Source organism: Acinetobacter sp. AOR18_HL, from assembly GCF_027855145.1.
GTDB lineage: Bacteria > Pseudomonadota > Gammaproteobacteria > Pseudomonadales > Moraxellaceae > Acinetobacter > Acinetobacter pittii.
The window spans coordinates 551,010-576,067 of sequence record NZ_JAKTIG010000031.1; the positions used below are offsets into that span (position 1 = coordinate 551,010).

The window sequence follows — 25,058 nt, forward strand, 5'->3', positions numbered from 1 at the left end:
ATTACGGAGTCAACTATAATTTTTAGGCAAATTGTTGTTAAATAACGGAAAATAACAGTTTATCACGCCACATCATTACTTATCATCTTCAGGCGCATGTTTTCCTGTAATCGTTCCGCGTGTCGCATCATAAATGCTATCAGGCGCATCTTTTTTGCCTTGTGCAATGGCAAGCCAATAACCGATAGGCTTACCAAGTACAGCAAACGGAATGCCTGTTGCAAGTGTTGCAGTGTTCAACATGTCTTTGGCTGCTTTACCTTGGTTTACTTCTTTATCTTCATCTAAAGCGCGTTTTGCATGTTGAATTAATGAAAGTCCGCTTTCACCCATGCTAAACACTGGTGAAGCTGTATAACGGTCATTCACAACACTATCGTCTGTATTGCTAATTGCAGCGTTCACCACATTACCCGCATACGGTACAAAAGCCGAAAGCATCTTTAACTGTGAAAGCGCAAGTTTTGCGGATAGATCATCCCATTTATCGCCGTCATCATCACCATCCTGCAAGCCGCCTGCAAATATCACACTGAGCAATTCAGATAAAATGGAAGGAATAGAGATCATCATCAAAGCGATATAGGCCAAACGTGGCGAAGCTTGAACCCATGAACCGTTGCTTGCTTCAAGCGCTAACTTAGCTTCTGAGCTCGTCGTATTCCAAATCATATTAAACCAGTTATAAAACATCAAAAACATACGCTTAGCGGGTGTGCCGCGTTCAAGATTTGAAATACCTTCAGGTGACATATCTGTCATGTATTGGCGAATAACCGCATCAGCAGCATGAACCGCGTCATACTGTGTATAGCCCTGCTCTGTGTAATGGTTAAATGCTGCTTGCCATGAAATCATTTCCATTGGTCTTTGTATTGTTGTCTGCAATACATAAGCGTGCTTCATGGTGAAGTCTTTCACTGTTTGAATTGCACCCTTTTGAAAAACAATTTCATCCACCGCATAACGGTATTCATCCGCTGCACGGTCGAATCGGGTTTTCATGAAGTCAGACATTTCCATGATGTTATTTGCCATGTCTTCACGGGTAGCAACTGAAGCAAAATAATGGGCCTGAGCTTTTAGCAATTGTTTCGGTGGTACTGCAACAGCAACTTGTGTAAAGCCTGTGAACTGCTCAACAGCATTTTTTAAGTTACCCGCCATAATCGCGATACCCGTATTGCGGCGAAGTGTGCGGAAAATATTATCTAGCAAACTAACGCCTGAGCTTTCATCAACAGTCTGGTTTGCGATTGCTTTCAACCAAGGGTTAAAGACTTGTTTAACACCAAACGGCAAGACACGCTCAATCTCATTTCGAAAATCTTTATTCAGCAATAAACGCCCGATTTGTCGAATCTGTAATTCAAGATGGATATAGCGCAATTCTTTATCCAGATGACTTGGTAACCGAGACATATCAAGCTCAAGTTGATCGTGGTAACGATCTGCACGTGACTTGGTAAAGTTCGCGCCAGTCGTTGCGATATCTAATGCAGCTAAGTTGTTTTCAGCTAAGTTTTTATCTTGAATGCGGTCTTGCTCATTTGAGCGTATACGGTCATAAGCAGCAGGCACATAACCGCCTTCATACTCACCAAATGGCGTACTAATAGGCGTACGTGGTAATTCATCAAAATAGCGACCGTTAATTTTTTTATGAGTGATTTGTGCTTGCTCTTTGTATTTGTCAAAAAGATTCCAGAGTTTTTGGATGTTATCCATATCTTTTTTGGTAATCACACCCTCTTTAACCATCCGGCTAAAGAATTGATCCCATGCGCTGAAATCGACCGAACCATCTTCTAAACGCGCACCCCAACCATAACCTAAAACAAGACGCTCTTTGTTGCTTAAATTACCTGTATGCAAAATCGCATGGAGCAAAGATTGCTTGCCCACGAAAGTAAAGTTATTAAGTTCAGGCGCAGCAATTTTTGAATTATCGAGTTTGCCAAATCCTTCAAAAATATCGACCACGTCTTTAAGCATCTTGGCTTTCTCAATACGATATTTAGCCAAAGCATCTTGCATAGGATTGATTAGATAGGTACGGAATTTGCCACTTGCACCGCCGTCTAACCAAGTTACTACCTGGTCGACACGTTTTGCGGAAGCGCCTAATTCCATGAACTTAGCTTTAAGTTCTGCGGTCTTATCTCTACCCAATAAAGTTTGCTGAATCTTCTCAACGCTTTTCTTACCGCCTGTTTGCTGTATTAGTTCTTCACGGACCTGTTCACGCTCAAAGGCTTCATTGGTTGTATGCCAAATCTTATTTTCTTTAGATCGATGCCAAAGTGTTTCGACCGCAGCCATAACTGCATTGAACTGTTCAAGCGTTAATTCGCGATAGTTTTGGTTTTCAGGCAATGCGCCTATGTTTTGTATTTCGGCATATGTGGTCGGGTCATATTTACGAATCAATTCTAGCTGATGCTCATATTTAGTAGATTCGCGACCAAGATCATATTTGCCCAAAATGCCGCGGGCAGCGGTCACAAAATCAAAGTCACGGTTTTTAGATAACTTCTCGTTATTGCCAAAAACCTTTTTGACCAAATCAAGGTGTTTTTGAATCTGGTCTTTTGCATCATAACTGTATTTGGTTGCATAGAATTGAACCAACTGATTGCGCTTATGGCGCGCAGCTTCTACCGTTTCCCCCTTTCTAAATGCTTCATTTGCCATACGCCCTAAACGAGCATCATCTTGTGCACGTACATGCGGTCGAATATCTTTAATTTTTTGACGTTGCACAATGTCTTGAGCAACTGTCTTTGCTGCTTCATTCAAAGCAGACTTGCGGCCAAGCAAACCGTTTAGTGCAGCCATTTCAGCTGAAAGCATACGCGCACGAACATCATTGTGTAATGCGGCTTCGACTGCTTCTATAATGCTTTGCTGATCGAAAAATTCAGAATATTGTACAGCCATACGCGCATCGGTGAGCTCATCAATTTTTTGCTTAGGACTCGGTGAATTAAGCAAGTCACGAATCAATGCATCGCCGCTTTCATATCCGAACATTTCAGCAACTACGTCGGGGTTTTCTCCACCGCGCTGTGCAAAACCATAAGCGCCTTTAGATATGCGTTGGTAAATATCACTATCACGGCCATATTTAGCTTCAATCCAATCTAGTGATAACTTACCTTTGGTTGTGCGACCTTCTGCATAGCGTTGCAGCAAATCCATGTCTTGCGAATAGTCCAATAATTCAGGATCCACTTGCGTTGAATATTGATTAACGCCGCGCAACTGTTCCGCAAATTTATCTTCAAGTTCACGGGTATCAAATTTTCCGTGTTCATCTAAAGTTAAATACCCTTCTTCACTGAGCTTCTCAGCCATCGATTCAATTGACAGGCCTTTTACTTTTGACTTTGAAGAACGTACGACAGGTTTATTTCCAACGCCCGATTTGGTTTTAGCAGCTTCATCAATGCCCCAAGTGCTTTCTACTTCATTGGCATCAAGCCCGCCGAATTTAGCAATCGCTTCAAATAGATTATCGCGTTCAGGTTCAACCTTTGTTGAATCACGCTTAGCAACTTGGTCAAGCGGTTGACGTAGAAATGCCATAGCCTGATATACAGGTTCTTGTGCAATTTCTTTTGCCATATCTTCGCGAACGGCAGCGCGCTTTTTATCAGCTTCTTTTTGCAATGTTTTCAGATACTTAGATTTCTGTTTTTGGTACCAAATCATATTGCGCAGGGATTTCTGCTCTAAAGTATTTATAGATAATTCTGTAGCAATTTCATGATCTTGGCGCATTTCGTCATAATCTTTTGGCGAAATACCAAGGCGCATTGCATCATCTTGATGAATTAGCATTTCAAGATTTGATGCGGCTTGTGCTTCAGCAATTGCACTTGATGATGCAAGCATACGGTCCATTACACCTGTGATATCAGAGTTCAATTCTGCACGGTCATTGATGCCCATAAACTTTTCAATGTTCCGGTACACGGCAATCATGAATTGTCTGAATCGGTTGAAAACTTGCTTTAATGCCGCGCTTGGTGCTTTACCCGTAAAAACATACTGTTCAAAAGTTTCTGCAAATTTTTCGTGTACTTCTGTTTTTTCTGCATCGGTGAAAAAATCCCATTCGCCCAGATCAGTTGTTTCTGGTGAAGCCCACTTCATTACCGTTTCCATATCTGCACGGACTTGTGCGGGTGCATCAGGACTTAGGGCGAGTTGCATATTCATTTCTAAGAAGTGATGCCCAAGCTCATGCACAAAGGTTGAAAAGTCAGCATTTTTGCTTAGTATGATTGTTGAACCATCCTTACCAATATTAAAAGTAATTGAGCCGCGTGTGCCCCCTTTACTTTGTTGGTACCTTTGGCCTTTTGGTTCTGTTTTTGGTTGTTGCATCTGATCAAGTGTTACATTGTTATCAACGCTTTCAGGTACCTTAACTTCTGATTGAACAGAGTCGTCAGCAATACGAATTGGGTAACGGTCAAAGGCTTCTTTTGCACTAATGCCGAGTTTATCGCCCAAGGTTGAGTAGAAAGCTGAAGTTAATTCACCCGCTGCACGATTGTATTTAGCCGTAAATGTTCCGACTTTAGCCAATTGGTTTTGTACTTCTGTTGCTACCAACTCTTTTGCATCTTCAGCACTTTCAAAACGGGCTTGCTCAGCCATATATGTATCGGCTTCTTGCTGCATTTGTTCCGTTGTTTTTGCAAGGTTCTCTTGGGCTTCGCGATAAGTTGGCATGTCTGGGCTTGAACGAACGTTCTCAACAAAATCTGTTGGACGCTCAACAACCGACATTGCAGAAACAAATTCATTTACTGGTATCTGTACAGTGCCGTTAAATGTTTCCGCGGTACCCAACTGATCTTGAAGACTTGGAGCACGTTCAAATAAATCGGTTGGCTCAATATTACGGTCACGTAATAACTGGTTGAAGGTCTGACCATCTATATAAACTTCTTCAACCGCGCCGTGTTCTTCAACTGCCTGTTTGATAAACGCTTGGCTGGCAGAGTCATCGCGTTGTGCCGTCTTACTTTCTTTATTGCGGTCGATAAGGTTATTAAGTACTGCGGCAAATGTACTTGAACGAACAGCATCTTGCTGTTGATCTTGTCGCAATTGGTCTAATGCAAATTGTGCTGTGCGTTGGTTTTTAACTTTGGCCGCAGATGTAATCGCTACTTCAGGCGCAGCTGTTGCAACTTCTAACAAACCTTCTAAAGCCATTTCGACTGGATCAGCCTTTTCACCAACTGCATCAGCCGCACCTTTAACGGAATACATGCCCGCAGCGGATTGAATGACCGCTTGACCACCAACAGTACGCAAAGGGCCGCCAAAAGTTACAGGCATTAATGCACCGCCCAATGCTGAATATTTAGCTGAACCCCATGTCTTTGCAGCTGCATAATCAATCTGTTCTTGGCGGGTTAAAAACTTCTCACGGGCTTCTGCCATGTTCTGCCCATATGACACCAGAGCATCGGCCGTGCCTGCACCTAATGCGCCTTGTGCCGCATTACCTGCGGTTGTTACTCCGCGTACTAACTTAGCCGCCTTTTCTAGGTTCATCACCATAGGGGCATATTTAGCTGTATTTCTGATAAGTGAATTTGTTAAAACACCGCCTGCCCCTGCGCCTGCATAATACCCAACTAATGCGGGGGGTGCTTGTTCAATTAAAAACTCACCCACTAAACCTGCATCAGCATTGCTAACCAGTTCTTGTGCCGCGCCCAATACGCCTGCATCATTTGTCTGTGCCGCAAGTTGTGCTTGGTAAAGCGCTTGCGTCATTTCTTGTGATGGGGCAGCTTTATTTTTAACACGTGTCGCCAAGTTAAGAAGGATATCGTTTCCTGTTGTCGCGCTAATTACTGCGCCTTCTGTCTGACCAATAGCCGCAACAGCACGAATAGCTGCATTTATATATCGATTGCCTTGTTCTTGTGGACTGGTAGGTTCAGCAGTCGCCGTGTGCTCCATCCAATAGACTTGGTTTTCATAGTATTTTTTAAACCGTTCGGCAGACATTACGCCTGCTGTTTTCTTGATGCGGTCGTAATGTTCTTTGAAAACTTGGTCTGATGTTTGGGGCACTAAAGATGTACTTAGCGTATCCAATAAATTAGGGTTTACATTCGGCTTGACCTGCTTTTGAGGGTCTTCGTAAATACCTAGTTCTTTCAGTCTCTTTTTTTGTTCTGGTGATGTTCCTTTAGACAAAACATTTTGTATGTCTTGATATGAAACAGGTTCGTGCGGTTTGTTCAAACTCGAACCCAATAGTGATACTTTATCGCTTATGTCTTTTAGATTTTCAAAGTCGTCAAGTGAAACAGCGGCTTGATTTGGGTTAAGTGCGTATTTACCCAATACAGGGTCACTTGCAACCACTTCATTGACGCGCTTTTGAGTGTTTACCTCATCCGCAACAGAAACGATCTGCTCTGGTGTTTCTGTCATCTTGTTATAGTCTAAGCCCAACGAACGTGCAGCCTTACGCGCACGGGCTTCTGTATCCGCAATTTGCGTTGGGTTCTTGCCTTGGTTTAATTCGAATAATTGACCAATTGTCAGATTTGTATTTTGATCAGACATAATAAAAGCACTTAAGACTACGGTTATTTGTAATCTTAAATGCTGTTATTGGTTAGACTGCCTTTTGCTGTTGACAGCTTATCAACCTGCCAACATTGTTGCCTGTTGATATAACTTGCTCAGAATACGTTTTGCTGTATCTCGATGGATGCCGAACTCTTTACACATACGATTAATATCATCAGGATGATAAGTTGTTTTAAGCATAGATATAGCGATTGCAACTTTATCACGTACCATGGCTTTGCTTTGTGATGGAGTCATGTTTGCAATTTCATCGTCTGAAATAGTTCGTTCAAATTGCTGACCATTTTCGCTCAATTCACAAATTAAGGGCAATGCCAACTCATTGGCGCTCAGCTCACCATCAACAATTTTTGTTCGATATCGCAACTCTTCTAATGCACGAATTACTGTGCCTAGATCACGACGCAAATCGGAAACATGTGCAGCATTAACAAAAGATACATCCTTCGCATCTCGTAAAGTGGTAACACCGTCTCTTTTAACTACGGTATAACGATTTGTATCAGGCGAAATAGGTTCGGGGATATGCAACATCCCCATAGAATTATTACGAGCCTTCTCCAATTGCTTAACAATCATTTCGTCGTATGCGCGAATAACTTGAAGATGGAATGAAGGGCTAATCCACATTGCGTATGCATAGACCAGTTCTTTGACTGCATAGGTGCCTTGTAATAGTCCGCCTTTAATAGTTTGAATTACCGAAGCGGGATTTCCCGCTTCGATCACTAATTCGTTAATAATTTCTCTTGTTTGTTGATTGCGAAGCCACTCAGAAGGCTTTTTACTGACTTTAGCAAAAGATGCTTTATGTAAATCATTAAGACAAAAACGTCCTTCATTGTCTTGGCGGATTACAATTGAACCTAAAGTGATTGGGTTTTCATATTTTAAAATGGCTGACCACATTTTATTTACTCCTTCGTTGAGATTTACCCATTTTTGAGATGGGCGGTCAGGAGCTCAAAACAGTACGAAGTCTGCGGGCGTATTCCCCTTTCGGGTGTTGTATTAGCCGCACTCCCGACCATAGAGTAAACGTGCACATGTCAAACACGTACATGAGTATACATGGTCAGTATTGTCTTTTTAAGGACAAAATTAAAGCCACGATGACGCTGTGACAATTACGCTTCGTATTTAGGTGTTTTGAGCACCTGATAAAAATGTAGCGTATTTTTCATGAACATGCAAATTTTTACGTATTCGCAAAATATTGCGTATTAATATCTTATTTTTTGGGTTATATTTTAATCTTTAATATCCAGAACATAGGCAACAATGTATGAAAAAATTAATGTTAATTCTAACTTTATCTGTACCTTTTTCTGCAACCTTTGCAGGAAGTTGTGATCATAGCTGGCAAAATGCCAAAGATGGTTCTTCTTGTGGAGATCGCGCAGCAGACCAACGTAAAGGTGGTCGCTAAAACATAAAGGCGCGTTACGCGCCTTTTTGTCTTTTGTGCCAATAAAACAGTACGAACAAACTTATTAATAAATAGAATACAGGAACCCAAGAGGGATGCACCAAAAAGAATATCGCGCTGCCAGTTAAAATATCCAATAAAACCGTTAAAAACCTATTTTTTAGGGAGCTTATATTTTCGTAAAAAATAACGATAAGTAGGACAGATATTAAAGAGTAAACCGCGGCAACGATAACCTTTATTGTAGAGGTATCTGTTATTCCAAAAGAGGCTAAAACCGTCAATATAATCTCATAAATAATTACGGGGGCTAATATAAGTAACACCCCCAAAATAAATTTTTTCACCGTTAAAACCCCCTTCTAGCCATTGAGTAGTAAGCATTAAGATATTCTGCCAATGTTACTTTTGATAAATCACGACCTTGTTTTTTAAACAAGTCATCAATTTTCTTTTGAGTATTAGGAGCAATATCGTCTTTACTTTTAACTGAGTATATGCGATTTAAATTGCTTTCAGAACTGCCAATTGACACACCGAACAAAGAACGTGATGTTGTGATTTTGGTATTTAGCCCGATCGTTTTAAGAACAGCTCGACTAAATTCATCCTTGGTCAGCTTGCTTCCTTTTCGAGCTTCAGCTTCACGCAATGTTTGTGTTACGTCTGCCTGAACAGCAGCATAATGATCGATCTGATTCTTATTTGTCTTATTTGTAATACCAAGCATAGGTAGATAAGGATTTAAATAATCCGAAACCGTTTTAGGGCTAACTTCAATAGCATCTTCTTTTCTTGCATCTTTTGGTGAAGCATTTACATCGATGTACATTTTTGTGACAGCACGATAATCTGATGGGGATAATTTATCAGCGTACTGATGCAAAACTGATTGTGGTTTTCCTTTGAAAAGCTCATCTTTATTTAGCATAATCATGCTGTAAATCGTAGGGTCAGTTTTAATATCTTTTTTAAATTTAGAATTACTAACAGCTTCAAGGCTCTTAATTTGATTGGGCTCTAAAGAATTAATATCTACTACAGGAATCTGTTCATAAGAGAACTGCCCCGAATTAATTGCTTTGAAGTAATAATCATAGACCTGATTTTGTTTTTCTTCTTTTGCTTTATCTTGACCGTTATAATACCTATCTATATAGGACAAGACTTTCTGCTTAATGCTTATCGGGGCATTACTATTTTCAATTTCTTCGTACGCTTGGCCCCGAGTTTTAGCAGGTTTTTTAGCATAAGCTCCAAAACCATCTGACATCCAATTATCCAAACGTTGCAAGTATTTTTGTGTCTCTGGTGCAGGTGGCTGTTGTCCTTTCAACACAGCATTTGCGGCCGGGTGCCCTCCATTATAGTAAGCGGCAATGACCATCGGGTCTTTAGTTTTATATTTTTTGCTAATCCAATTCACAAACTCTAATGAAGCGTCAATAGTATCAGCCGGATTATTAATATCTCTCTGACCGCCTTTACTATATTCTTCCCAAGTTTTAGGCATAAACTGCATTACTGATTTTGCGCCTCTGCGGGACACAGCGCTGTTATTTGATTTCTCACCTGCTAAGCGAATTCCTAAAAGTAATGGTGCAGCCCATTCCATACCTTTTTCTTTTGCAGCATGCACGGTGTAAACATCCAAACGCTGATCATCGTATCGGATGCTTTTCATTTGCTCTGGCGTTAATGCTTTTAATTCTTTTGCAATTTCTGCCGATGCTTGAGGTGGTGCGTTTAAAGCAGGATTACTAAAGTCTTGCGTACCTGTAAGAATTTGATTGGCAAGCTGCTCCACCTGTTGTTCTTCTAATTTTTGATGAATACGTTGTTCGACTTTAAAGCTGTCTTCTAAAGAAATTTCATTCTTATATTTATTACGGTACGCTATAGCCCCTTTTAAATTTCCTGACTCTGTTAAAACAGATAAATTTGTTGTGTGTGCTATAGATGCTATCTTAAGATATTGGTTTTCACCTTCAAGTGCCGATTTCCCTTCTAATTGAACTTTTTTACCAATCGCTGCTTTTAGGTTTAAAAGTTTTTCATCGTTACTAGAAAAATCTAAAGGATTCTCTCCTATTTCTCGGACAAGTCGGTCTGTTGCCGCGGAATAAACGCTTTGTTGATAAACGTCATTTTCACGTACAAAGTAATTTTGTAATGAGCCTTTGAACTGCACCGCGTCACGTTCTGACATTTCTTTAAACAAGGCACGTTGACGACTATTACCTAAAGTATTTGCAATTTGCCCAACTCCATCTTGATATGCTTTTGTATAGTAGTCTACAAACCCGCCACCGTTGCCATCATCAAAACTTACAACATCTACCCCTTTTTTGTTGCCGTACCCATCGACATCATTATTTTGCAAATGAAGTTTTAATTCAGCGAGTTTATTTTGGGCATCAATAACACGTACGCGGTCCGCTTCATCTTGGTATGCTTGGTACGCATTCAAACCTGAATTAAGTGCGCCGATTAAGCTATCAGTTTTATTACCAACTAGGCTTGCCGCTTCGCCTGCTGACACGCCCCCGTTGACTTGTACATTTGGAACGCTATTGTCAGAAACTTGTCGATTAAATTGTGGAATACGCATTAACTAGCTCCAAACCAATTCCAATTATAATTTTGCCATGACGCGCCTTGCGAATTACTGCCACCTATACCATAAAGGCTTGAAGCAAAGTCAGAACCGCCACTAGATGCAGAACCGCTTTCAATCCCGCCCCCTAAACCGCCTTTACCCATACTTGAACCAAATGCGGCAGCAGCTTCCCCACTAAGGTTTAGTATCGTGCTTAATACAGGTCTAATGGACTTCGCAGCAACACGATAATTTTCGGCTTGATTGCGGTAATTTGTGGCTTGAACCTTGTGCCCCCAAGACTGAAGCGCAGCATTGTATTTAATTGAATCAATATCACCTTGAGCAAGCATCTCTGTTGAAGCAAGTAAATCAATGGCTGAACCTTGTGTTACATCAATACCATTCTCTGCAAGGGCGTTGATTTGGCTTGATTTAAAGGCCGAAACGTTACGCTGATAATCAGTTACGGCATTGGTACCATCTTCGATGGCTTGCCGAGCCTGATTATCTGAAAGGGTTGCATTGTAAAGGGCGAGCTTTTCTTGTTGCTTAAACGCCTGTTTTTGCGCCTTCATTTTTGCGTAATTGGAAAGCGCTTCTACACCTTTAACCGCTGCATATGCATATGGATTTGTCATAACGCCCCCATCACGAACGGATGAAACATTTTATTGTTCGCGCCGTATGGTTCTGCTTTTTTTAAATCAAAGCCTAGTCTTTTTAAGAAACGTATAGCATTCTCGTTTTTTTCATACACATGATTTACAAGAACGGCATACTCCGACCGCATTTCCTTTAAAATACTTTGGCATTGTTTGTAAAATTCAAACGGATATTGTTTTATGAAATTTGTGCCAAGTAACCACGGGCAACCAACATTTCCTATTAAACTTGACACTCCAACGCCACAAATAAAAAGCAATTTACCGTTAACTACTACAGTCCAAGCATCACTTGAATGCTTGATAGACATTTTGATCATCCAATGAAAGTTGTCATTGAAGTACGCTTTCATTTCATCTTTATCGGCATCGCGCAGGTTTTCAACAAGAATACGAATATCGCGCTCAGTTGGCTTACGAATTTCAATATTATTTCGTCTCATGTCATTTTTACCTCAATTGCCAATAGCTTCATAGGTAAAGGTTTATCATGTTTTACAGTAATTTGAATGTCACTTTCGTAAGTACTGTCAACTGGTACCTCTATTAAACCTGAATACAATTTAAGAGGGCTACCATAGCGCTCATTACTGCGCGGTTTAAACTCATCGATTGGTGTACGGTCCTCGATATCTTGGTTCGCACCGACCAAAATGTTTTGAGACTCTCTTACTCTTAGGTGAACTTTATTGACGACTTTAGGTTTAACGGGGTCATTTTGTTCTTGAAAAATTGGCAATGTTTGTAGTTCAGCTTCATAATTCAGACCAACCCAAATATTAGATAATTCACGTGGCAGTTTTATTGTGCCGTTTTCTACTTTTACATCGGGTTTAACGCCACCATCTGCAAATACAGATACTGTTTGTCCTTCAAGCCAATCTAATCCGGTTAAAGTTGATGTAGGGCTGCCCTTATACTGTATGCTACTGTCTAGGTAACATTTGTCTTGCATATCTAACGGCTGCCTTGTAAGCATTCGTTCAATGGTATAAAAACCGTCACGCTCAATAAAAGCATATAAAACAGATTGGTCATCTTCAGGTATTTCAGCAACTGAAAGAAATCTACCATTCGTATGGTGTTCAGCCCAAGCCCAAACCTGTTGTTGCGGCTCGTAAGTTAACGAAAGCAAAACACCATCATTACGAACAAAATATATAATATTCAATGGGTTACGCAAAACCGCACAATCTACAATTTTATGCCCATCAAAAAGTTGTGGGCACATTATTGATAGGTCAATTGTTTGATAAAAAGATGCATTGTATCCACTTGCCAATGATATTTCGTGTACATGACCTGTTTGATCAGACGCAAATATTGCTGCCCCATCAACTTCAACTGGGGTCACATCATTCGCACCTGTGTTGTATTGCTTGTTCATGTTTACACTAGCAGCAGTTACTGCCCCATCCGCTGACATTTTCCACAGGGCACCACTTGTTAGAATCAGTAAATCATTCAAAGTGACAAGATGTTTTACGCCGTTACCATCACGAGCAGCAAAACGAATTTGAATTGAGTCTGTGTCTTGAGTAGGAATGTGATAACCGAAATTGTCATCCGTTGCTGTACGCGACATACGAATCCATTGTGGGGATTTATACCCTCCTCCGTAAACCTTACGCTGCCCATGATAAGAAACGGCAGTAGGGTTATATTCAAAAGGGTTACGAATTAATGGCGGTGTGATTGAACCATTTGTTTCAATATTATCGTCTGTAAAGCTGGTTTCGGTTGTTTCACCTATGAAGCTTGCTAAACCAGATCGTAGTTTAAAAATGTTGTAGCGGTTAGCACCAGTTACCGCGTCCCATGTAATCGTGTTGTAATTCCCTGCAAGCGTTAAGTCGTTTTGTACGACAACCTTTAATGACGCCGCAGATTCATTTTGTTCATCTACAGCGGTGACTTGGTAAGAATAATCACGCTCAATGTATGAGTCGTGCATGTTCCCACCGGGTTTATATTTATCTTCAATATGGGCTGTTGCTGCAACATTTTGAGGGGTTCCTATGCCATACCCCACTGTGACTATCTCAGTCGTCCATTCAGTTGCACCTTTACGAATGATTTTTCTTGGAGGATAGTTAGGATGGGTTATCGTCACTACATCGGCAGATTGAGCATAGCGGAGTTGCATTAAATGCTCTTCGGCATACGGAACTTCAACTTCTAAAGGTTCATTATTTTCATTCAGCAGCATACCGCCGTCAGCAAAGAAATTTATAGCGCCTGCACGAATAGCCAAAACAACGGCTTGTTCTTCACTAAAGACAAAACGGATTAAACGCATTTTGCCCATTGTTTTCGGGTAATGGTGTACGTAGCGGAAGCCTGCGCGATAGACAACCCCGCCAAACAGTTCGACATAAAGGTTTTTGCATTTAGCTACACCAGTCTGATATTTCGCCTGATCAATGCGGCCGAACATATCGGGCGAAATTACGCCGCCATTAAACGAATATTGCATTTATCGTGCCTCAAACATTGAGCCTGTATGCTCAGGCCGTGGTTCAATCCGATGTTGTTGCAGATCAATGAAAATGGCTTGGTTTAAGCTCATTGCATAGCCTGCCATCATTTTCCTTTGTAGTTGCTCGTTCTGTGTCAATGGTCCTGCGATTCGCTCGGCCAATAAAAAAGATAGAGCGGTCTTGAAAGAATCAGGCATTAACGCCAAGTCTTTCACATCGTGAACATAACGTAAGATTGGTGCGGTATCTTCTGTGAATAGAAGATTACCTTCTACATAGAATCGGCTGCCTGATTCAAGCTGAAATATGCGGACCTTGTCGCTCGGTAGAACATACGCCGTGCCAAACTCATACCCTGCATCGACATTCAATCGAACGCGCTTAATGGCAAACGTCCATTGATGTTCGTTGTCCAACAGCTCTCTACGGCAAATTGGGTAAAAGGTATTACACAATCTTGCATGCTTTGTCGGTTCGGTTAGTTCATTTACAACATAGCCCTGCGCAAGATGCGACAGGGCTAAATTGCAAAGATCAACAATTGATCTCATAGGCTTTACTCAGCTGTTAAAAGCTCAATAATTTGCGCTTTGGTTTCAGCCCCTGTTAACTGAATGCCTCTTTCAGCAGCGGCTTGTGAAAGCGCTTCTTTGTTCATTCGCGTATAAGGGTTGTTTGGGTCTGTGTTTTGCTGATCAGAAACAGCGTATTTCTCATCCACAGGTTTAAACCAAGTTTTTTTACTAGTAATCAAACTTGGTGGTACATGAAACTGCGTACCAACATCACGAATGCCGTGATAAAAACCCTTTTTAATCGCAACAACTTCAACTTGATTTGACATCTACCAACTCCTTAAACTGGAACAGTTGCGCCGCTTACAGCGTCGTAGTTTGTACGGATATCCGCTTCATTGCCCAACCAAGCCGAAATCGATCCGGTAGGCGCATTGGCAACTGCATAAGTCAAACGGATAAAACGTTTTGTCGCACTGTTCACGTAAAAGAACGTACCTTTGTTCAGTTCAGCAGCTTTAAACGCTTTTGACGCGGCTGCCGCTGTAAAAGTTGTACCGTCCGCACTTTCTTCAAGTGTCACTGTAACGGTAGCGTTTGCAGGTCCAACTACATGCCCTTGAAGGCAGATAGGTAAACCCGCAGTACCAACAGATTTATGCACTGTGTCCAAAGTGAAAGTACTAGCACCCGCCGCAATAGCTTGCTTATCGGAGAACTGTAGTAATTTATCAACTAATGCCATGGTTAAATTCTCCTTAAACTACACGGGCTTCAGTGTTAAGAATCACATCACAGATGCGAATCGGCTCACCATCCCATGCTTGAATTTTGCGGCTACCGTCTTTACGGAAGTCTTCAAGAGTCAAGCGCACATTTTTAAAGTGATTGACTTGGCCTTTAAGCGCTTGGTTAACAGTACGGTTCATGTAGATTGCTGTACGTGCTGAACCTGCAAGTGGTAAGAGAGAAAGTGCTTCGTCCAATAAATCAATAAGATTTGCACCAGTAGATGCGTCTTTTGAAAGGTCCGAAACATCAATGTTTGCGATACGAACAACCGAGCGCCAGTCACGTACAGATAAACCCACGTCCCATTGGAAGTATGTTCGCATTGCTTCATAACGGCCGCCTTGCGCATCAAGTACCGTTTGTTGCCCTTTGTCCTGAATATCAAGACCCGCTTGCGTACCTTGCGGATAGAACAAGTGAGTTTTTTCACGCCCCCACTGCACAATGTAAATTGACGTATTGTCAGTGCCTGTACCGCCTGCATCCAGAATGTTTACAGCGTTTGCAGGTGCTACGCCTGTTTCAGGGTCAATAAGATGGTTGTAACGCGTTGCTAAACCGTTAAAGGTAGATACATCACCTGCAACATCACCATAGATAATGTTTTCCATTACCTCTTGTGACATACCCTCTAAGAAGCCTGCATCTTCTTCAGAGCGCCATTGTTTTTTATTTTCGCCTTGAAGGTCGTACAAGGTTTTATCAACTTCTGAATACGAAGTTAACTGACCAGTACTATCAGAGACTTGAACACGTGATGTTTTTTCGGGTTGCACACCATAGTTCAATTTACGCCATGTACCTTTTGGTAAACCTGAGCGAACGCTAGTTTTATTGTGGGTACCACTATTTGCTTCAAGCACTACAGCATCGTCAAGTAAGTCTTGACGTTTGTTGAGTACTTCGATAATCGCCCCAACTTTAGAGTTCGTACCAATGTTATGGGCAACGTCGGCTAATGTTGGGTTTGTTTGTACAATCGTAGGCATCTAAGTATTCCTTATGATTTGTCATACCATACGGCCGCTGGTGCCACGTTCGCTGTATTTGTGCCTTTTCCATGTGTCATGTTGTCACCTTCTAACAACTTACCAACTTCTGTCATAAAGCCAATTACAGCGGGATGGTTACCGAGTCCGCTCTTAAAGAGAATCTTAGAGATTTCAGCGCCACGTGGTAAGCTGAAGGCGCGTTGTGCTGTCAACAGGTTTTCCTTCAATTTTTCCCCGCCGTATTCAGGGTCCGCTTTAGCTGCGTCAACCCAAGAAGCAATCACTTTTTGCTGTTCTTGTGCTTGTCGTTGTTGCATTTGCACCCCTAAATCGACAAGTTTTTGCACCGCTTCTTGCGGCATTTTGAACTGTTGCCCAAGCTCCTGAAGTGTTTTTGAATCTTCTGGGTTCAGTGAATACCCTTCAGGCATAGTGAAATCTGTGTATTGAATCGGCTGTTCTGCATGCGGTTCTTCACCACCTAATAAAACTCCGGGCTTGGTTTCAGTATTTTCTGTAGTAGTGCTTGTAGTAGGTGTGGTTTCAACCTGAGTTGTAGCAGGATTGCCTCCACCTGTTTCAGTAGCAGTTGTAGTTACAGCAGGTGTATCCGTTGTAGTAGCGGTAGTTGCTGCATCAGTTGCTGTCGTAGTTGTCACTTCGCTCATGGTTCACCTTCTCTTTAAGTTTTGAAAATCGTTGTTTCTGCATGTCTAGCCATGCATCTGAATTGGCTTGTGTGATTTCACCAAGGATGTATAGGCCAAACTCTCGGCGGCCTTCCATGAAAGCAAAATCACTGATTTGTGACCCACCGCCATAGGTGGGTTGAAATATGCTTGCCCGATCAATTAATCGCATTAGAAAACGTTTACCGTGTTCCGTTTCCAAGATTGAGCGCAGGTCATTTAGTTCCTGGTCACGTTCACTCTTATTTTCTTTAGCTTTGGTTTCTAAATCGCTCATGCGCCACCGCCTTGCAAGAACATGTCAGACAAAGTTTCTGCATCTGTATCGCTTACGGTCTTAACCGTATTGGCGTTAGTGTTTTGCGTTTGTGCTTGTTGGGCAGCAAGGGCTTGTTGCTGTGCAATTTGTTGTTGTGCTGCACGGTCACTACGGATTTGGTCAACGATACGTTGAGGACGGAAAATATCAGGCGATACGCCGTTAATCTCCGCGTATTCATCCATAAATTTATCTGTATCAACTTTATCGAGTACTTGGGGGTCAACTTGGGCTACTTGCCCAATCATAGCAAGGGCACGTTCAAGAATCGCCGAGCCAGAAGATTTCTGTGCAAGTGCAAGTATGGATACGAAATTGATTTCGACATCAGCGTTTTGAATCGCTTCTGGTGCAATTTGACGTAGGTATTCACTGTTTGCCAATACACGCTCAACGCAGATTTCAACGAGTGGACGCAATAATTCATCAATTTGACGTTCTACTACAGGACCAAGCATGAGCATCTTTTCAGATTTGCGTTCATATACTTCTGTAGCGGTCATTTTGCCTTTATCAAAAGCATCAAGCATCATGAACAAATCTGTATGAAATGCGCGTTTAACACGCTCTTGACATTGTGCAATCTGCGCCATAACACCGTTCAAATCGAATTGCACATTCAACATTGCTTGAACTTGTGCAACTTGGCTCGTTGGTGACGCTTGGTAAAATGCAATACCGTTTGGCAATGTCTCACGCTCATGACCTTTCAAGTAATCAGGTAAAAGCAAAGGCGGTCGAACTTGATAGTCCACACCTACTGCAATTTGTTGATGACCTTTCTGTAATGCACGTAAATCACCAATGCAATCGCTTGCAGGTCCTTCGCCGTACACATCACTACTTGAAACAGTCCAACGTCCGCAAATAACCTGAAAACTCATTAAGCCACTTTCGCGTAGCAATTTATTTGATGAACTTGGTTCATAGTAAATTGAAGCGAAAGGCATGTTTTTAGGTCCATACCCTTTTGCATCTACTCGTTCATAAATTGCATGGCAAACTTCAAACTCTTGTTCGTAGTTTTTATTTTCAAACGCGTTCTTAATAGCATCCGAAACGTTATCCAATCCAAAATATTTAACCATGTTGATAGAGGTTAATTTGAATTTGCGATAAACGCCGTTCGGTTTATTAAACTCGTCCGTTGTGATAGCAAACTCACCGAAAGTAAGCGGTATTAAATCCATGAGTTGAGCTTTTGAATTGCGGCCATGTTCAGGTGCTAACGCCGCACCAATGCCGAAAGCGCCTTCTTGCATGTAAATATGATGCACAGTTCGATAAACATTGCTTTTTGAAAAAGCAACATAACAAGCATCCTCAACAGCTTTAAGCCATTGACGAACTTCAATATCCTTTTGCAATGATTCATCTGCGGCTTGCAAGGTGAACCATTTACGACTTGGCGAACAAGTGCCCGATACCATACCCGCTGCAAGGGTTTTCAACGAGTCTTTACCAGTGTTATCAACTATTTTGGACCATGCAGATCGGTCATGCTTTTCTTGGTCTTTAATCGTTTTGATGGCAGCAGGCAAAACGTGTAATGCTAATTCGGCACAATAATCGTCCATATCATTTACACGTAATTGCCAAACAGCATCAAACCGTTTTTTCAGCGCTCTGATATCGTCTTCAGTCATCTTAACCGCCTAATAAAGTTTTCTTGCCTAAGCGCAAATCTTCGTCACTCACGCCTTGAGCATCGGTATAAAGCGTATTTGCAATACCACCAGACATGGAATTTTGTGCTTGCTGTACACGGTCAATGGTCGCGGATGAATCAGGAGATTTAGAATCTTGGCGCGTTGGTTGCTTTGGCGGTGCAATGACTTGCGCCTTTGGTGCATCCATCCCAAGAATATTGGTTACGCCGTCAAGAATATTTTTCACGCACATTGAAGGGCTCCGATTAGTTTTGCCTTTTTTGACATTATGCGATTGGCACATTGAAAAGGCCCTGTTTCCTGTTGACACTATGACGCGTATGGGTCGTAATCACGTCTAGCAGCTGATGCATTGATGGTCTGCATAATGTGGCGTTTAGGTGTATCAATTTGCGCATTGATAATTGCTGAACCATAGTCAGGACTGCGGCCAATACGCTTAATAATTTCCTCTCGAGATTCCACTTTGATTTTGGTTCCCTGTAATCCCCAACGTGGCGCCGTTAAATCTGCTAAAAGCTTTGGCTCAGGCGGCAAAGCAACTGTACTGCCATAGGCAGGGTCTAATGCTTCGCGGAACTGCCACCAGAGTTGTGAACGCAGGTTGTAAAAACTAAGTTGGCCTGAACGGTCGAAAGAAGTTGCCGCATTGCGTACGTCCACAGGCACAGCGTGAATACCTGATTGCTTTAAGAAATCGTAAGTACTTGCACCTACACCAATCACATCGACATGAATGGGCGCATGGTCACGGACATGCGACACAGCAAACGATGCGCTTGTTGGTCCGTCTGGTGAATCCTTACCTTCAAGTACGTTCGGGTTGTCGTACCAATAACCGTAACGCGCAAAACCAATCGTGTTATCGCTACCTGCACGTGCAACGTCCAATCCGTAAGAATCCATCTTGAAATCTCCACGATGCAAAATGCGCATGTCTTCAAGTGGTTTCCAACGTGCTTGAGCCGCTTCAACCCATTCTGTAGGAATAACTTGCCAAGGGTCGTCTTCAATACCCGCACCGAAATCGCCGTATAACATTTGTGACCTCAAAGGTTCAGGCAATGCTTGCAAGGTACTCATGTAGCCTGTTTCCATGTAGTACTTGTTGTCCGTCACACGTGCAGGAATGAACGTGCGTGATTTAGGTTTAATGATGAGTTCGGGCTTGTAGTCTTTAGGGTCAAAGTCATAAACAATATGATCGTCAATAAGTACAAAGGGTTTATTACTCTCAACTTCTTGATCTTTGCCGCCGATACGTGCGAACCAACGCAACTCGCCCGGCTGTGCAGGGTTCGGGTACCCTTTCTTAATCCAAGGTGCAAAGAAATCTAAAACCCAACGGCCTTCGGCTGTAGTAGGCGGGTTAAATGTCAAAAGGCACTTTGGTTTTATCGTTGGGTCGCTAGTACGATTCCAACCCATTACGAACATTGCTTGTGACTCACGGATTTCTGTAGCTTCATCCAATGCCTTCAAGTCATGCGCACGCCCTTGCCAACGTTTCTCATCGCCCATGTTGTCAAGGCCGCCGAACTCTAAGAGTCTGCTATTGTCAAAACGCCATGCTGATTTTTGCGTGTTGTATCCGTTCTTGTGCCCTACGATCTCTTCGATACGTTGCACAATGCCGTCTGTCTGTGCCTTTTCACGCCGTACAATCAGTACGCGCTTATGCACATTGAGTGACAAGCCTGCAATCAGATCGGTCTTGCCCCCGCCCGCTGCACCGCCATAACCGATAATGTCAGCATCCGATGTGTAAGCAGCCATTTGGGGGCCTTCAAGCGGAAACCACACGGGAGCATTTGCAAGTATCCTGCTAATAACTGCACGTTCATCTTCATCAAGCGAATTAATAAATTGCTCAATTTCCGATTCGCTCATATCCGCAAGTAATGCGAGTAGTTCGTCATCGTTGGGCTTGTTCATAGTCAATCCAATCACCAAATTCAAAGATGGTCATGTAACTAATGGCAAAGAGAAACCAAACATCGGCTAAATCTCTGATGTGGTTTTCCTGAAGCCTGAAATACTCACCAACTACTGCAAACATTAAGAACCATGTTAGACAGCTAAAAAATGCTGATTTCTTGAGGTGCCAGAATCTCACCATAAGCATAGGGATAAGTAGATTGATAAATACTGAAATGAGAAAAACTGTCAGCGAGAAAGTATTTGTCATAGGTCCACACCATGTACCTTTGCGTAAGTGGCGCAAATAACCAAAACCATTAGGAAAATCCAAAAGTATTTATCCATTATCAAATAGCCTCCACTTGCCAAGGTTGAACACGAAATGTCTTATCGTGCTTGGTTGCCTTGTTTGGTTCTGCATTCAATGACAAAGTGAAATCTTCAATACCTGTTAACCAATAGCCTTTGTTTGTATGAATGCCGTTGATGTAGTAATACTTCCGTCTCGTGGGCAAATAGACTTGTTGCCCGATTTTGTAGTTGTGCTGTTCACGCATCGCCTTTCTCCTTTTTAGCCTTAGCCTTTTTCAACTTGGCAAGAAGGCTTAACTGTGTGCTTGCTGCTTTTGGATCGGTTAGCGGGTTTTCTGGGTCGTTGCCAAGTTCTACACGCTCTTTGAATGCTCCGATTGAAATGTGTTTGCCTAATAGCTCAAGGTTCTTAACTTTGTCAGGCCATTTAATTTTGCGTAAATAACCAACCATTGTTCGGTCATCGCCACGTCCGTCAAACTCTTCCATGTTGTCTAAGCCCGAAATGTATTGACGCCAGATAGGAGGCCATTCGCTGATTGGTTTAAGCGAAAGGTCATCGTTCATGATGTCAAGGACGTCCATTTGGTCGATTTCAACCAGTCGATGCAACACGTAATCTGCATCTACATTTAGGCGTTTAATGCGTTGTTCTTGGGCTTCTTTAATGGCTTTTTGAATTTCAGGTTTTTTAAGGTTCTCATCGCCAATTGAACCCGCAGTTTTTGCAGAATATCCTGCGCGAATTGCAGCTTGCGTTGCATTTAAATCTTTCAAGTATTCATGTACGAATATCTTTTGTTTTCCACGTAAAGCCATTAGAAAACCTCCTTATAGCAATACCCCACGCAAATACGTCGGCACATTTCGTGGGAAATTTCGTATTTATGACCAAGTTGTCTATAAGACATGCCCGATTTATGTAGCGCTCGAATGTTTTTCACGTCTTCCTCTGTAACTTTTGGCTCAGAGCTACGCTTTACTTTGTCTTTCACTACAAATTCAGGGAGAAAAGCCAAAACAGGCATGGGCGCGCTCCTCCAAGTCGTTAATTTTTGCGTTTTTGTCTTTGGAGTGGCGTTAAGGCGTTTATTTATGTTTTTCAAGGAAAGTCCTATATATATAGATAGAAACTTATAGAAAAATGCCACTTAAACGCCTTAACGCCACTAAAACCGAAACTCTTTCACCTACAAACACGCAGAAATTTGCGTATACGCAAAAAACTACGTGTTCAACCCCTACTGCTTACCGCTTTCGTCTTCAAACAAATCTGAATCTGCAGAAACTCGCACACGAATACCGAGCATTTTTCTCGCACCATTTGCGCCTTTTGCTGTTTTGAACTTTGAACTCAAACGCCGTCCTAAACTTCTTGAAGTCGGTATGTACCGCAATTCGCCTTTTTTAGAAGCGTACTCTTGCCAACTTTCCCAAAGCCTTGAGGACAACTCAGAAACCGTTTCAGGGTCCCCAACTTCACAACATTCGCTAATCCAGTCTTTCAACAGGTCCATTTCATCGCGGTATTCGTCACGTGCTTTTTTCGTCTTTTCAGGCGGGTTTAAACCTTCTTGCTGATATTCAATTGCCCCACGCACAAGCCAAGCTAAAACACCCGGTAATTCATTGAGCAATTTCGTTGCTAGAAAAGGGTCTTTAACAAGTGTCTTGTCTTTATCGTAGTTGCGTTCAAAAGGGACCATCATTAAACGCCGCCATATACCATGGTCGCTCCCTTTAATGATTGGCTTGTGGTTCGTAGGCATCACAACCGTCCAAGTGGGCGAAAACTCGACTGTGTGTCTGGAATAAAGACCGCGTGCGCTAAGCTTCTCGCCACCCGTTATGGTTTTAACGAGATTTTCTTTCAGCTCTTTGTTTTCGTCCGGTTCACCAACATAGACAAAGCGGGAACCACGTAAACGCAAAATATCCTCACGCGCACCGCCTGCCGATGCTTTGGCATCGCCTAAGAAAGTCTCAGCCGGAGTAGTAGTTGAATAATCGCCAAGAGCTTTGGATATTGTTGTGAATACGGTTGATTTACCGTTGGCACCATCCCCAAACGGAATGATCATTAAGTTTTCAACAGGGTTGCCTAAAATCGCGTAGCCCATTAAACGACGGAAAAAATTAGCCATTTCTTCATCGCCAAAAAAGGCATCAAGAACAGTCTTTTCAAATAGAGGACATTTGGCTTTAGGGTTGTATTCAACACCAGTGCTATATGTGATTAGCAATTCTTGACTTGGTTTAACCAATTCACCATCACGCAAATTCACTGCACCGTTTGCACAGCCCAATAAATAAATATCACTGTCTAATTCTTTGATTGGAACCAATACACGCGGGTCAGATTGAGCAAGCGTCACCATGTTTTTAACCATGAACGCCTTTTGAGACATTGCACAGAATTGATAGAACTCGGCACGTTGTGCATCGTCATCAATCTTTTTGGCCTCATCGCCCATAGCCAAAACAGTTTGCTTTGCATACTGCTCGATGACCATGTTCACGCACGATTCCCAATAAACGCCGTTCCATCGATACCAGGTATTTGTTTCGGCAATAAACATAATTTCATTGCCGTAAGCGTCTAGCATTCTTGAAGCATTACCGAATTCAGTCATCGGGCGTTTTTGAGCATCATCAAGTGCAATTTGCACTTTGCGACCACCCATTGCGATATTCACTTCACGCGCTGAAATACTGATCTTGGTTAATTGCTTGAAGCGCTGACGGATAAGTCCCGATAGTTCAGTACGTAAAGCAAGGTCAGTACCTGCAACCTTGCCTGCTTCTTTGGCTACAACCTGCAAAAGCTCTTGTTGGTCACGACAATCAGCAATCTGATTTTTAATGTCAGCAAGAATCTGCCGTTTCTCTAATCTAAGTTTTGCTTGTTTAGATTCACGACCTGTTTTAAGTAACCAGTGCGCTGTGATGATAGTTGAACCCGTACCGCTAAACGTACCCCAACGGTATTCGAGCTCTTCAAAGCTAACGTAATTCGATGCGGTAGAACTCCATTCATTCCATAGTTCGAGAGCAACGTCACTGCCGTCAAACTCATGATGTAAAGACATCCCCACACGCAACCAAGTGTCATAATCTTCATTGTCTATATGTTCTAAATATTTTTTTGCATCATCCAACGACCAACCGATTGTTGCCGTGGTCGTCATTAATAAATCTTCTTCATCCGCGAGTTCACTAGACGTCAAAGCACCAATACGTGACTTGCTGTTTTTAACACGCACGAAACCGTGTTCTTCAGCCATACGTTCAAATGCTTTTACCGCTTCTTCGACCTGTTCTTTAGTAATGGTCGGCAAAGCGTTAGCAGCAAATTCAGTCAGGCCACCGAAGAAATCAACCCATTCATACGGCTTATTCGTATCGGGGTGAACATGGTACGCGACGAATTGTTGACCGCGCCCAAGCACTTCGATACGATGCTTATGTATTTCTTTAAAAGGTTTATCTGCTTCGGCAGGATCGGCAAACCACGCCGAAGTTGATTTACCCCAATCAGAATCTTCAGCTCTATACACCAGTAATATTTTTGGTGCATTCCCGACACGTTCACAGCTCACACCTAAATTATCACGGCACCATTCTGCAAACTGGTGTGATAAATCCACGTCTGTTACGTCGATATCAACTGCACAAATCGGGAAAGGTCCTTGACCCGTTAAAATACCTACGCCTTGATTTGCAAAGCGCGGTATGTCACTGGCAGTAAGCCGAACGTTTTGCCACCCATCCATAACAGGACGTTTTAAACCTTGCTTGATCGGCACAATCATGTAGTGATGAGCAAGTAAGGTTTTACCGTGTTCCTTGAAATAGCTCATGGTTGCTTTACCCCGTCTTGCTGATCTATAAGGGCTTCGGCTAAACGTATTTCCTTTCTAAGTTCACCAACGTTTGCAAAATCATTGCCACGAATTAAAAAACCCCGATCTTTCATATCTGGTTTTAAAGCCGCTTTAACTTTCTCTAATGGGTAACGTTTCAAAAAATCTTTAGCATCCATA

General features: G+C 42.2%; 23 protein-coding genes. 1 reads left to right on the forward strand and 22 read right to left on the reverse strand.

The window, feature by feature from the left end; translation table 11 throughout:
- Nucleotides 1–75 precede the first annotated feature (75 nt).
- Both MKL51_RS10765 and MKL51_RS10770 read right to left on the reverse strand, forming a co-directional pair.
- Nucleotides 76–6,606, reverse strand: a complete 6,531-nt coding sequence (locus MKL51_RS10765) for a GNAT family N-acetyltransferase (RefSeq protein WP_270904293.1) — start codon at nt 6,604–6,606, stop codon at nt 76–78.
- An 81-nt stretch (nt 6,607–6,687) separates the two neighbouring features.
- On the reverse strand, nt 6,688–7,542 hold the full coding sequence (locus MKL51_RS10770; RefSeq protein WP_046023630.1) for a KilA-N domain-containing protein: 855 nt from the start codon (nt 7,540–7,542) through the stop codon (nt 6,688–6,690).
- A 376-nt stretch (nt 7,543–7,918) separates the two neighbouring features.
- Between MKL51_RS10770 and MKL51_RS10775 the strand changes: the two genes are divergently transcribed.
- Entirely contained in the window at nt 7,919–8,062 is a 144-nt protein-coding gene (locus tag MKL51_RS10775; protein ID WP_171249681.1) for a hypothetical protein, read from the forward strand.
- 14 nt (nt 8,063–8,076) lie between these two features.
- On the opposite strand, the gene MKL51_RS10780 is transcribed toward MKL51_RS10775, so the two are convergent.
- The 20 genes from MKL51_RS10780 to MKL51_RS10875 all read right to left on the reverse strand — a co-directional run bounded on the left by MKL51_RS10780 (nt 8,077) and on the right by MKL51_RS10875 (nt 25,057).
- Nucleotides 8,077–8,409, reverse strand: a complete 333-nt coding sequence (locus MKL51_RS10780) for a hypothetical protein (protein WP_052691325.1) — start codon at nt 8,407–8,409, stop codon at nt 8,077–8,079.
- Between the two features lie 2 nt (nt 8,410–8,411).
- Nucleotides 8,412–10,673 carry a transglycosylase SLT domain-containing protein gene (locus tag MKL51_RS10785; RefSeq protein ID WP_270904294.1) on the reverse strand — a complete coding sequence of 754 codons (2,262 nt, stop codon included), beginning with the start codon at nt 10,671–10,673 and terminating at the stop codon, nt 8,412–8,414.
- The gene (locus tag MKL51_RS10790) at nt 10,673–11,302 is read right to left on the reverse strand and encodes a hypothetical protein (RefSeq protein WP_071709591.1); all 630 of its coding nucleotides are present in this window, start codon (nt 11,300–11,302) and stop codon (nt 10,673–10,675) included. The genes MKL51_RS10785 and MKL51_RS10790 overlap by 1 nt, the downstream gene beginning before the upstream one ends.
- Nucleotides 11,299–11,769, reverse strand: coding sequence for a phage protein Gp13 family protein (locus tag MKL51_RS10795; RefSeq protein ID WP_023187947.1), 471 nt, complete (start codon nt 11,767–11,769; stop codon nt 11,299–11,301). The genes MKL51_RS10790 and MKL51_RS10795 overlap by 4 nt, the downstream gene beginning before the upstream one ends.
- Complete coding sequence (locus tag MKL51_RS10800) at nt 11,766–13,802, reverse strand: hypothetical protein (RefSeq protein WP_270904295.1); 2,037 nt, start codon at nt 13,800–13,802, stop codon at nt 11,766–11,768. The genes MKL51_RS10795 and MKL51_RS10800 overlap by 4 nt, the downstream gene beginning before the upstream one ends.
- A complete protein-coding gene (locus tag MKL51_RS10805) occupies nt 13,803–14,357 on the reverse strand; it encodes a hypothetical protein (RefSeq protein ID WP_023187945.1) in 555 nt (184 codons plus the stop codon).
- Nucleotides 14,358–14,362: 5 nt separating this feature from the next.
- On the reverse strand, nt 14,363–14,650 hold the full coding sequence (locus MKL51_RS10810; protein WP_270904296.1) for a hypothetical protein: 288 nt from the start codon (nt 14,648–14,650) through the stop codon (nt 14,363–14,365).
- A gap of 11 nt (nt 14,651–14,661) precedes the next feature.
- On the reverse strand, nt 14,662–15,066 hold the full coding sequence (locus tag MKL51_RS10815; protein ID WP_071708551.1) for a Bbp16 family capsid cement protein: 405 nt from the start codon (nt 15,064–15,066) through the stop codon (nt 14,662–14,664).
- 13 nt (nt 15,067–15,079) lie between these two features.
- Complete coding sequence (locus MKL51_RS10820) at nt 15,080–16,102, reverse strand: major capsid protein (RefSeq protein WP_001142379.1); 1,023 nt, start codon at nt 16,100–16,102, stop codon at nt 15,080–15,082.
- Between the two features lie 11 nt (nt 16,103–16,113).
- Nucleotides 16,114–16,773 carry a hypothetical protein gene (locus tag MKL51_RS10825; RefSeq protein WP_270904297.1) on the reverse strand — a complete coding sequence of 220 codons (660 nt, stop codon included), beginning with the start codon at nt 16,771–16,773 and terminating at the stop codon, nt 16,114–16,116.
- On the reverse strand, nt 16,742–17,071 hold the full coding sequence (locus MKL51_RS10830; RefSeq protein WP_270904298.1) for a Bbp19 family protein: 330 nt from the start codon (nt 17,069–17,071) through the stop codon (nt 16,742–16,744). Before MKL51_RS10830 ends, MKL51_RS10825 begins: the two co-directional genes overlap by 32 nt.
- Nucleotides 17,068–18,759 carry a portal protein gene (locus MKL51_RS10835; RefSeq protein WP_000133665.1) on the reverse strand — a complete coding sequence of 564 codons (1,692 nt, stop codon included), beginning with the start codon at nt 18,757–18,759 and terminating at the stop codon, nt 17,068–17,070. Before MKL51_RS10835 ends, MKL51_RS10830 begins: the two co-directional genes overlap by 4 nt.
- Before the next feature lies 1 nt (nt 18,760).
- Nucleotides 18,761–19,015: a hypothetical protein gene (locus tag MKL51_RS10840; protein ID WP_000337838.1), complete on the reverse strand. Its 255-nt coding sequence runs from the start codon at nt 19,013–19,015 to the stop codon at nt 18,761–18,763.
- Between the two features lie 77 nt (nt 19,016–19,092).
- Entirely contained in the window at nt 19,093–20,718 is a 1,626-nt protein-coding gene (locus MKL51_RS10845; protein ID WP_270904299.1) for a terminase, read from the reverse strand.
- Nucleotides 20,699–21,034: a hypothetical protein gene (locus tag MKL51_RS10850; RefSeq protein WP_270904300.1), complete on the reverse strand. Its 336-nt coding sequence runs from the start codon at nt 21,032–21,034 to the stop codon at nt 20,699–20,701. The genes MKL51_RS10845 and MKL51_RS10850 overlap by 20 nt, the downstream gene beginning before the upstream one ends.
- A 16-nt stretch (nt 21,035–21,050) precedes the next feature.
- A complete protein-coding gene (locus tag MKL51_RS10855; RefSeq protein WP_151859440.1) occupies nt 21,051–21,260 on the reverse strand; it encodes a hypothetical protein in 210 nt (69 codons plus the stop codon).
- Nucleotides 21,253–21,834, reverse strand: coding sequence for a terminase small subunit (locus MKL51_RS10860; protein WP_270904301.1), 582 nt, complete (start codon nt 21,832–21,834; stop codon nt 21,253–21,255). The genes MKL51_RS10855 and MKL51_RS10860 overlap by 8 nt, the downstream gene beginning before the upstream one ends.
- Nucleotides 21,834–22,043 carry a hypothetical protein gene (locus MKL51_RS10865; protein ID WP_001144538.1) on the reverse strand — a complete coding sequence of 70 codons (210 nt, stop codon included), beginning with the start codon at nt 22,041–22,043 and terminating at the stop codon, nt 21,834–21,836. The genes MKL51_RS10860 and MKL51_RS10865 overlap by 1 nt, the downstream gene beginning before the upstream one ends.
- Before the next feature lie 213 nt (nt 22,044–22,256).
- On the reverse strand, nt 22,257–24,875 hold the full coding sequence (locus MKL51_RS10870; protein ID WP_270904302.1) for a phage/plasmid primase, P4 family: 2,619 nt from the start codon (nt 24,873–24,875) through the stop codon (nt 22,257–22,259).
- Complete coding sequence (locus MKL51_RS10875; protein ID WP_151748962.1) at nt 24,872–25,057, reverse strand: hypothetical protein; 186 nt, start codon at nt 25,055–25,057, stop codon at nt 24,872–24,874. Before MKL51_RS10875 ends, MKL51_RS10870 begins: the two co-directional genes overlap by 4 nt.
- Between the last annotated feature and the right edge of the window lies 1 nt (nt 25,058).

What these genes read in the sequence shown, in the direction of transcription:
- MKL51_RS10765 (WP_270904293.1), bottom strand. Translation starts at nt 6,606, where the DNA reads ATGTCTGATCAAAATACAAATCTGACAATTGGTCAATTATTCGAATTA.
- MKL51_RS10770 (WP_046023630.1), bottom strand. Translation starts at nt 7,542, where the DNA reads ATGTGGTCAGCCATTTTAAAATATGAAAACCCAATCACTTTAGGTTCA.
- MKL51_RS10775 (WP_171249681.1), top strand. Translation starts at nt 7,919, where the DNA reads ATGAAAAAATTAATGTTAATTCTAACTTTATCTGTACCTTTTTCTGCA.
- MKL51_RS10785 (WP_270904294.1), bottom strand. Translation starts at nt 10,673, where the DNA reads ATGCGTATTCCACAATTTAATCGACAAGTTTCTGACAATAGCGTTCCA.
- MKL51_RS10790 (WP_071709591.1), bottom strand. Translation starts at nt 11,302, where the DNA reads ATGACAAATCCATATGCATATGCAGCGGTTAAAGGTGTAGAAGCGCTT.
- MKL51_RS10795 (WP_023187947.1), bottom strand. Translation starts at nt 11,769, where the DNA reads ATGAGACGAAATAATATTGAAATTCGTAAGCCAACTGAGCGCGATATT.
- MKL51_RS10800 (WP_270904295.1), bottom strand. Translation starts at nt 13,802, where the DNA reads ATGCAATATTCGTTTAATGGCGGCGTAATTTCGCCCGATATGTTCGGC.
- MKL51_RS10805 (WP_023187945.1), bottom strand. Translation starts at nt 14,357, where the DNA reads ATGAGATCAATTGTTGATCTTTGCAATTTAGCCCTGTCGCATCTTGCG.
- MKL51_RS10810 (WP_270904296.1), bottom strand. Translation starts at nt 14,650, where the DNA reads ATGTCAAATCAAGTTGAAGTTGTTGCGATTAAAAAGGGTTTTTATCAC.
- MKL51_RS10815 (WP_071708551.1), bottom strand. Translation starts at nt 15,066, where the DNA reads ATGGCATTAGTTGATAAATTACTACAGTTCTCCGATAAGCAAGCTATT.
- MKL51_RS10820 (WP_001142379.1), bottom strand. Translation starts at nt 16,102, where the DNA reads ATGCCTACGATTGTACAAACAAACCCAACATTAGCCGACGTTGCCCAT.
- MKL51_RS10825 (WP_270904297.1), bottom strand. Translation starts at nt 16,773, where the DNA reads ATGAGCGAAGTGACAACTACGACAGCAACTGATGCAGCAACTACCGCT.
- MKL51_RS10830 (WP_270904298.1), bottom strand. Translation starts at nt 17,071, where the DNA reads ATGAGCGATTTAGAAACCAAAGCTAAAGAAAATAAGAGTGAACGTGAC.
- MKL51_RS10835 (WP_000133665.1), bottom strand. Translation starts at nt 18,759, where the DNA reads ATGACTGAAGACGATATCAGAGCGCTGAAAAAACGGTTTGATGCTGTT.
- MKL51_RS10840 (WP_000337838.1), bottom strand. Translation starts at nt 19,015, where the DNA reads ATGTGCGTGAAAAATATTCTTGACGGCGTAACCAATATTCTTGGGATG.
- MKL51_RS10845 (WP_270904299.1), bottom strand. Translation starts at nt 20,718, where the DNA reads ATGAACAAGCCCAACGATGACGAACTACTCGCATTACTTGCGGATATG.
- MKL51_RS10855 (WP_151859440.1), bottom strand. Translation starts at nt 21,260, where the DNA reads ATGCGTGAACAGCACAACTACAAAATCGGGCAACAAGTCTATTTGCCC.
- MKL51_RS10860 (WP_270904301.1), bottom strand. Translation starts at nt 21,834, where the DNA reads ATGGCTTTACGTGGAAAACAAAAGATATTCGTACATGAATACTTGAAA.
- MKL51_RS10865 (WP_001144538.1), bottom strand. Translation starts at nt 22,043, where the DNA reads ATGCCTGTTTTGGCTTTTCTCCCTGAATTTGTAGTGAAAGACAAAGTA.
- MKL51_RS10870 (WP_270904302.1), bottom strand. Translation starts at nt 24,875, where the DNA reads ATGAGCTATTTCAAGGAACACGGTAAAACCTTACTTGCTCATCACTAC.
- MKL51_RS10875 (WP_151748962.1), bottom strand. Translation starts at nt 25,057, where the DNA reads ATGGATGCTAAAGATTTTTTGAAACGTTACCCATTAGAGAAAGTTAAA.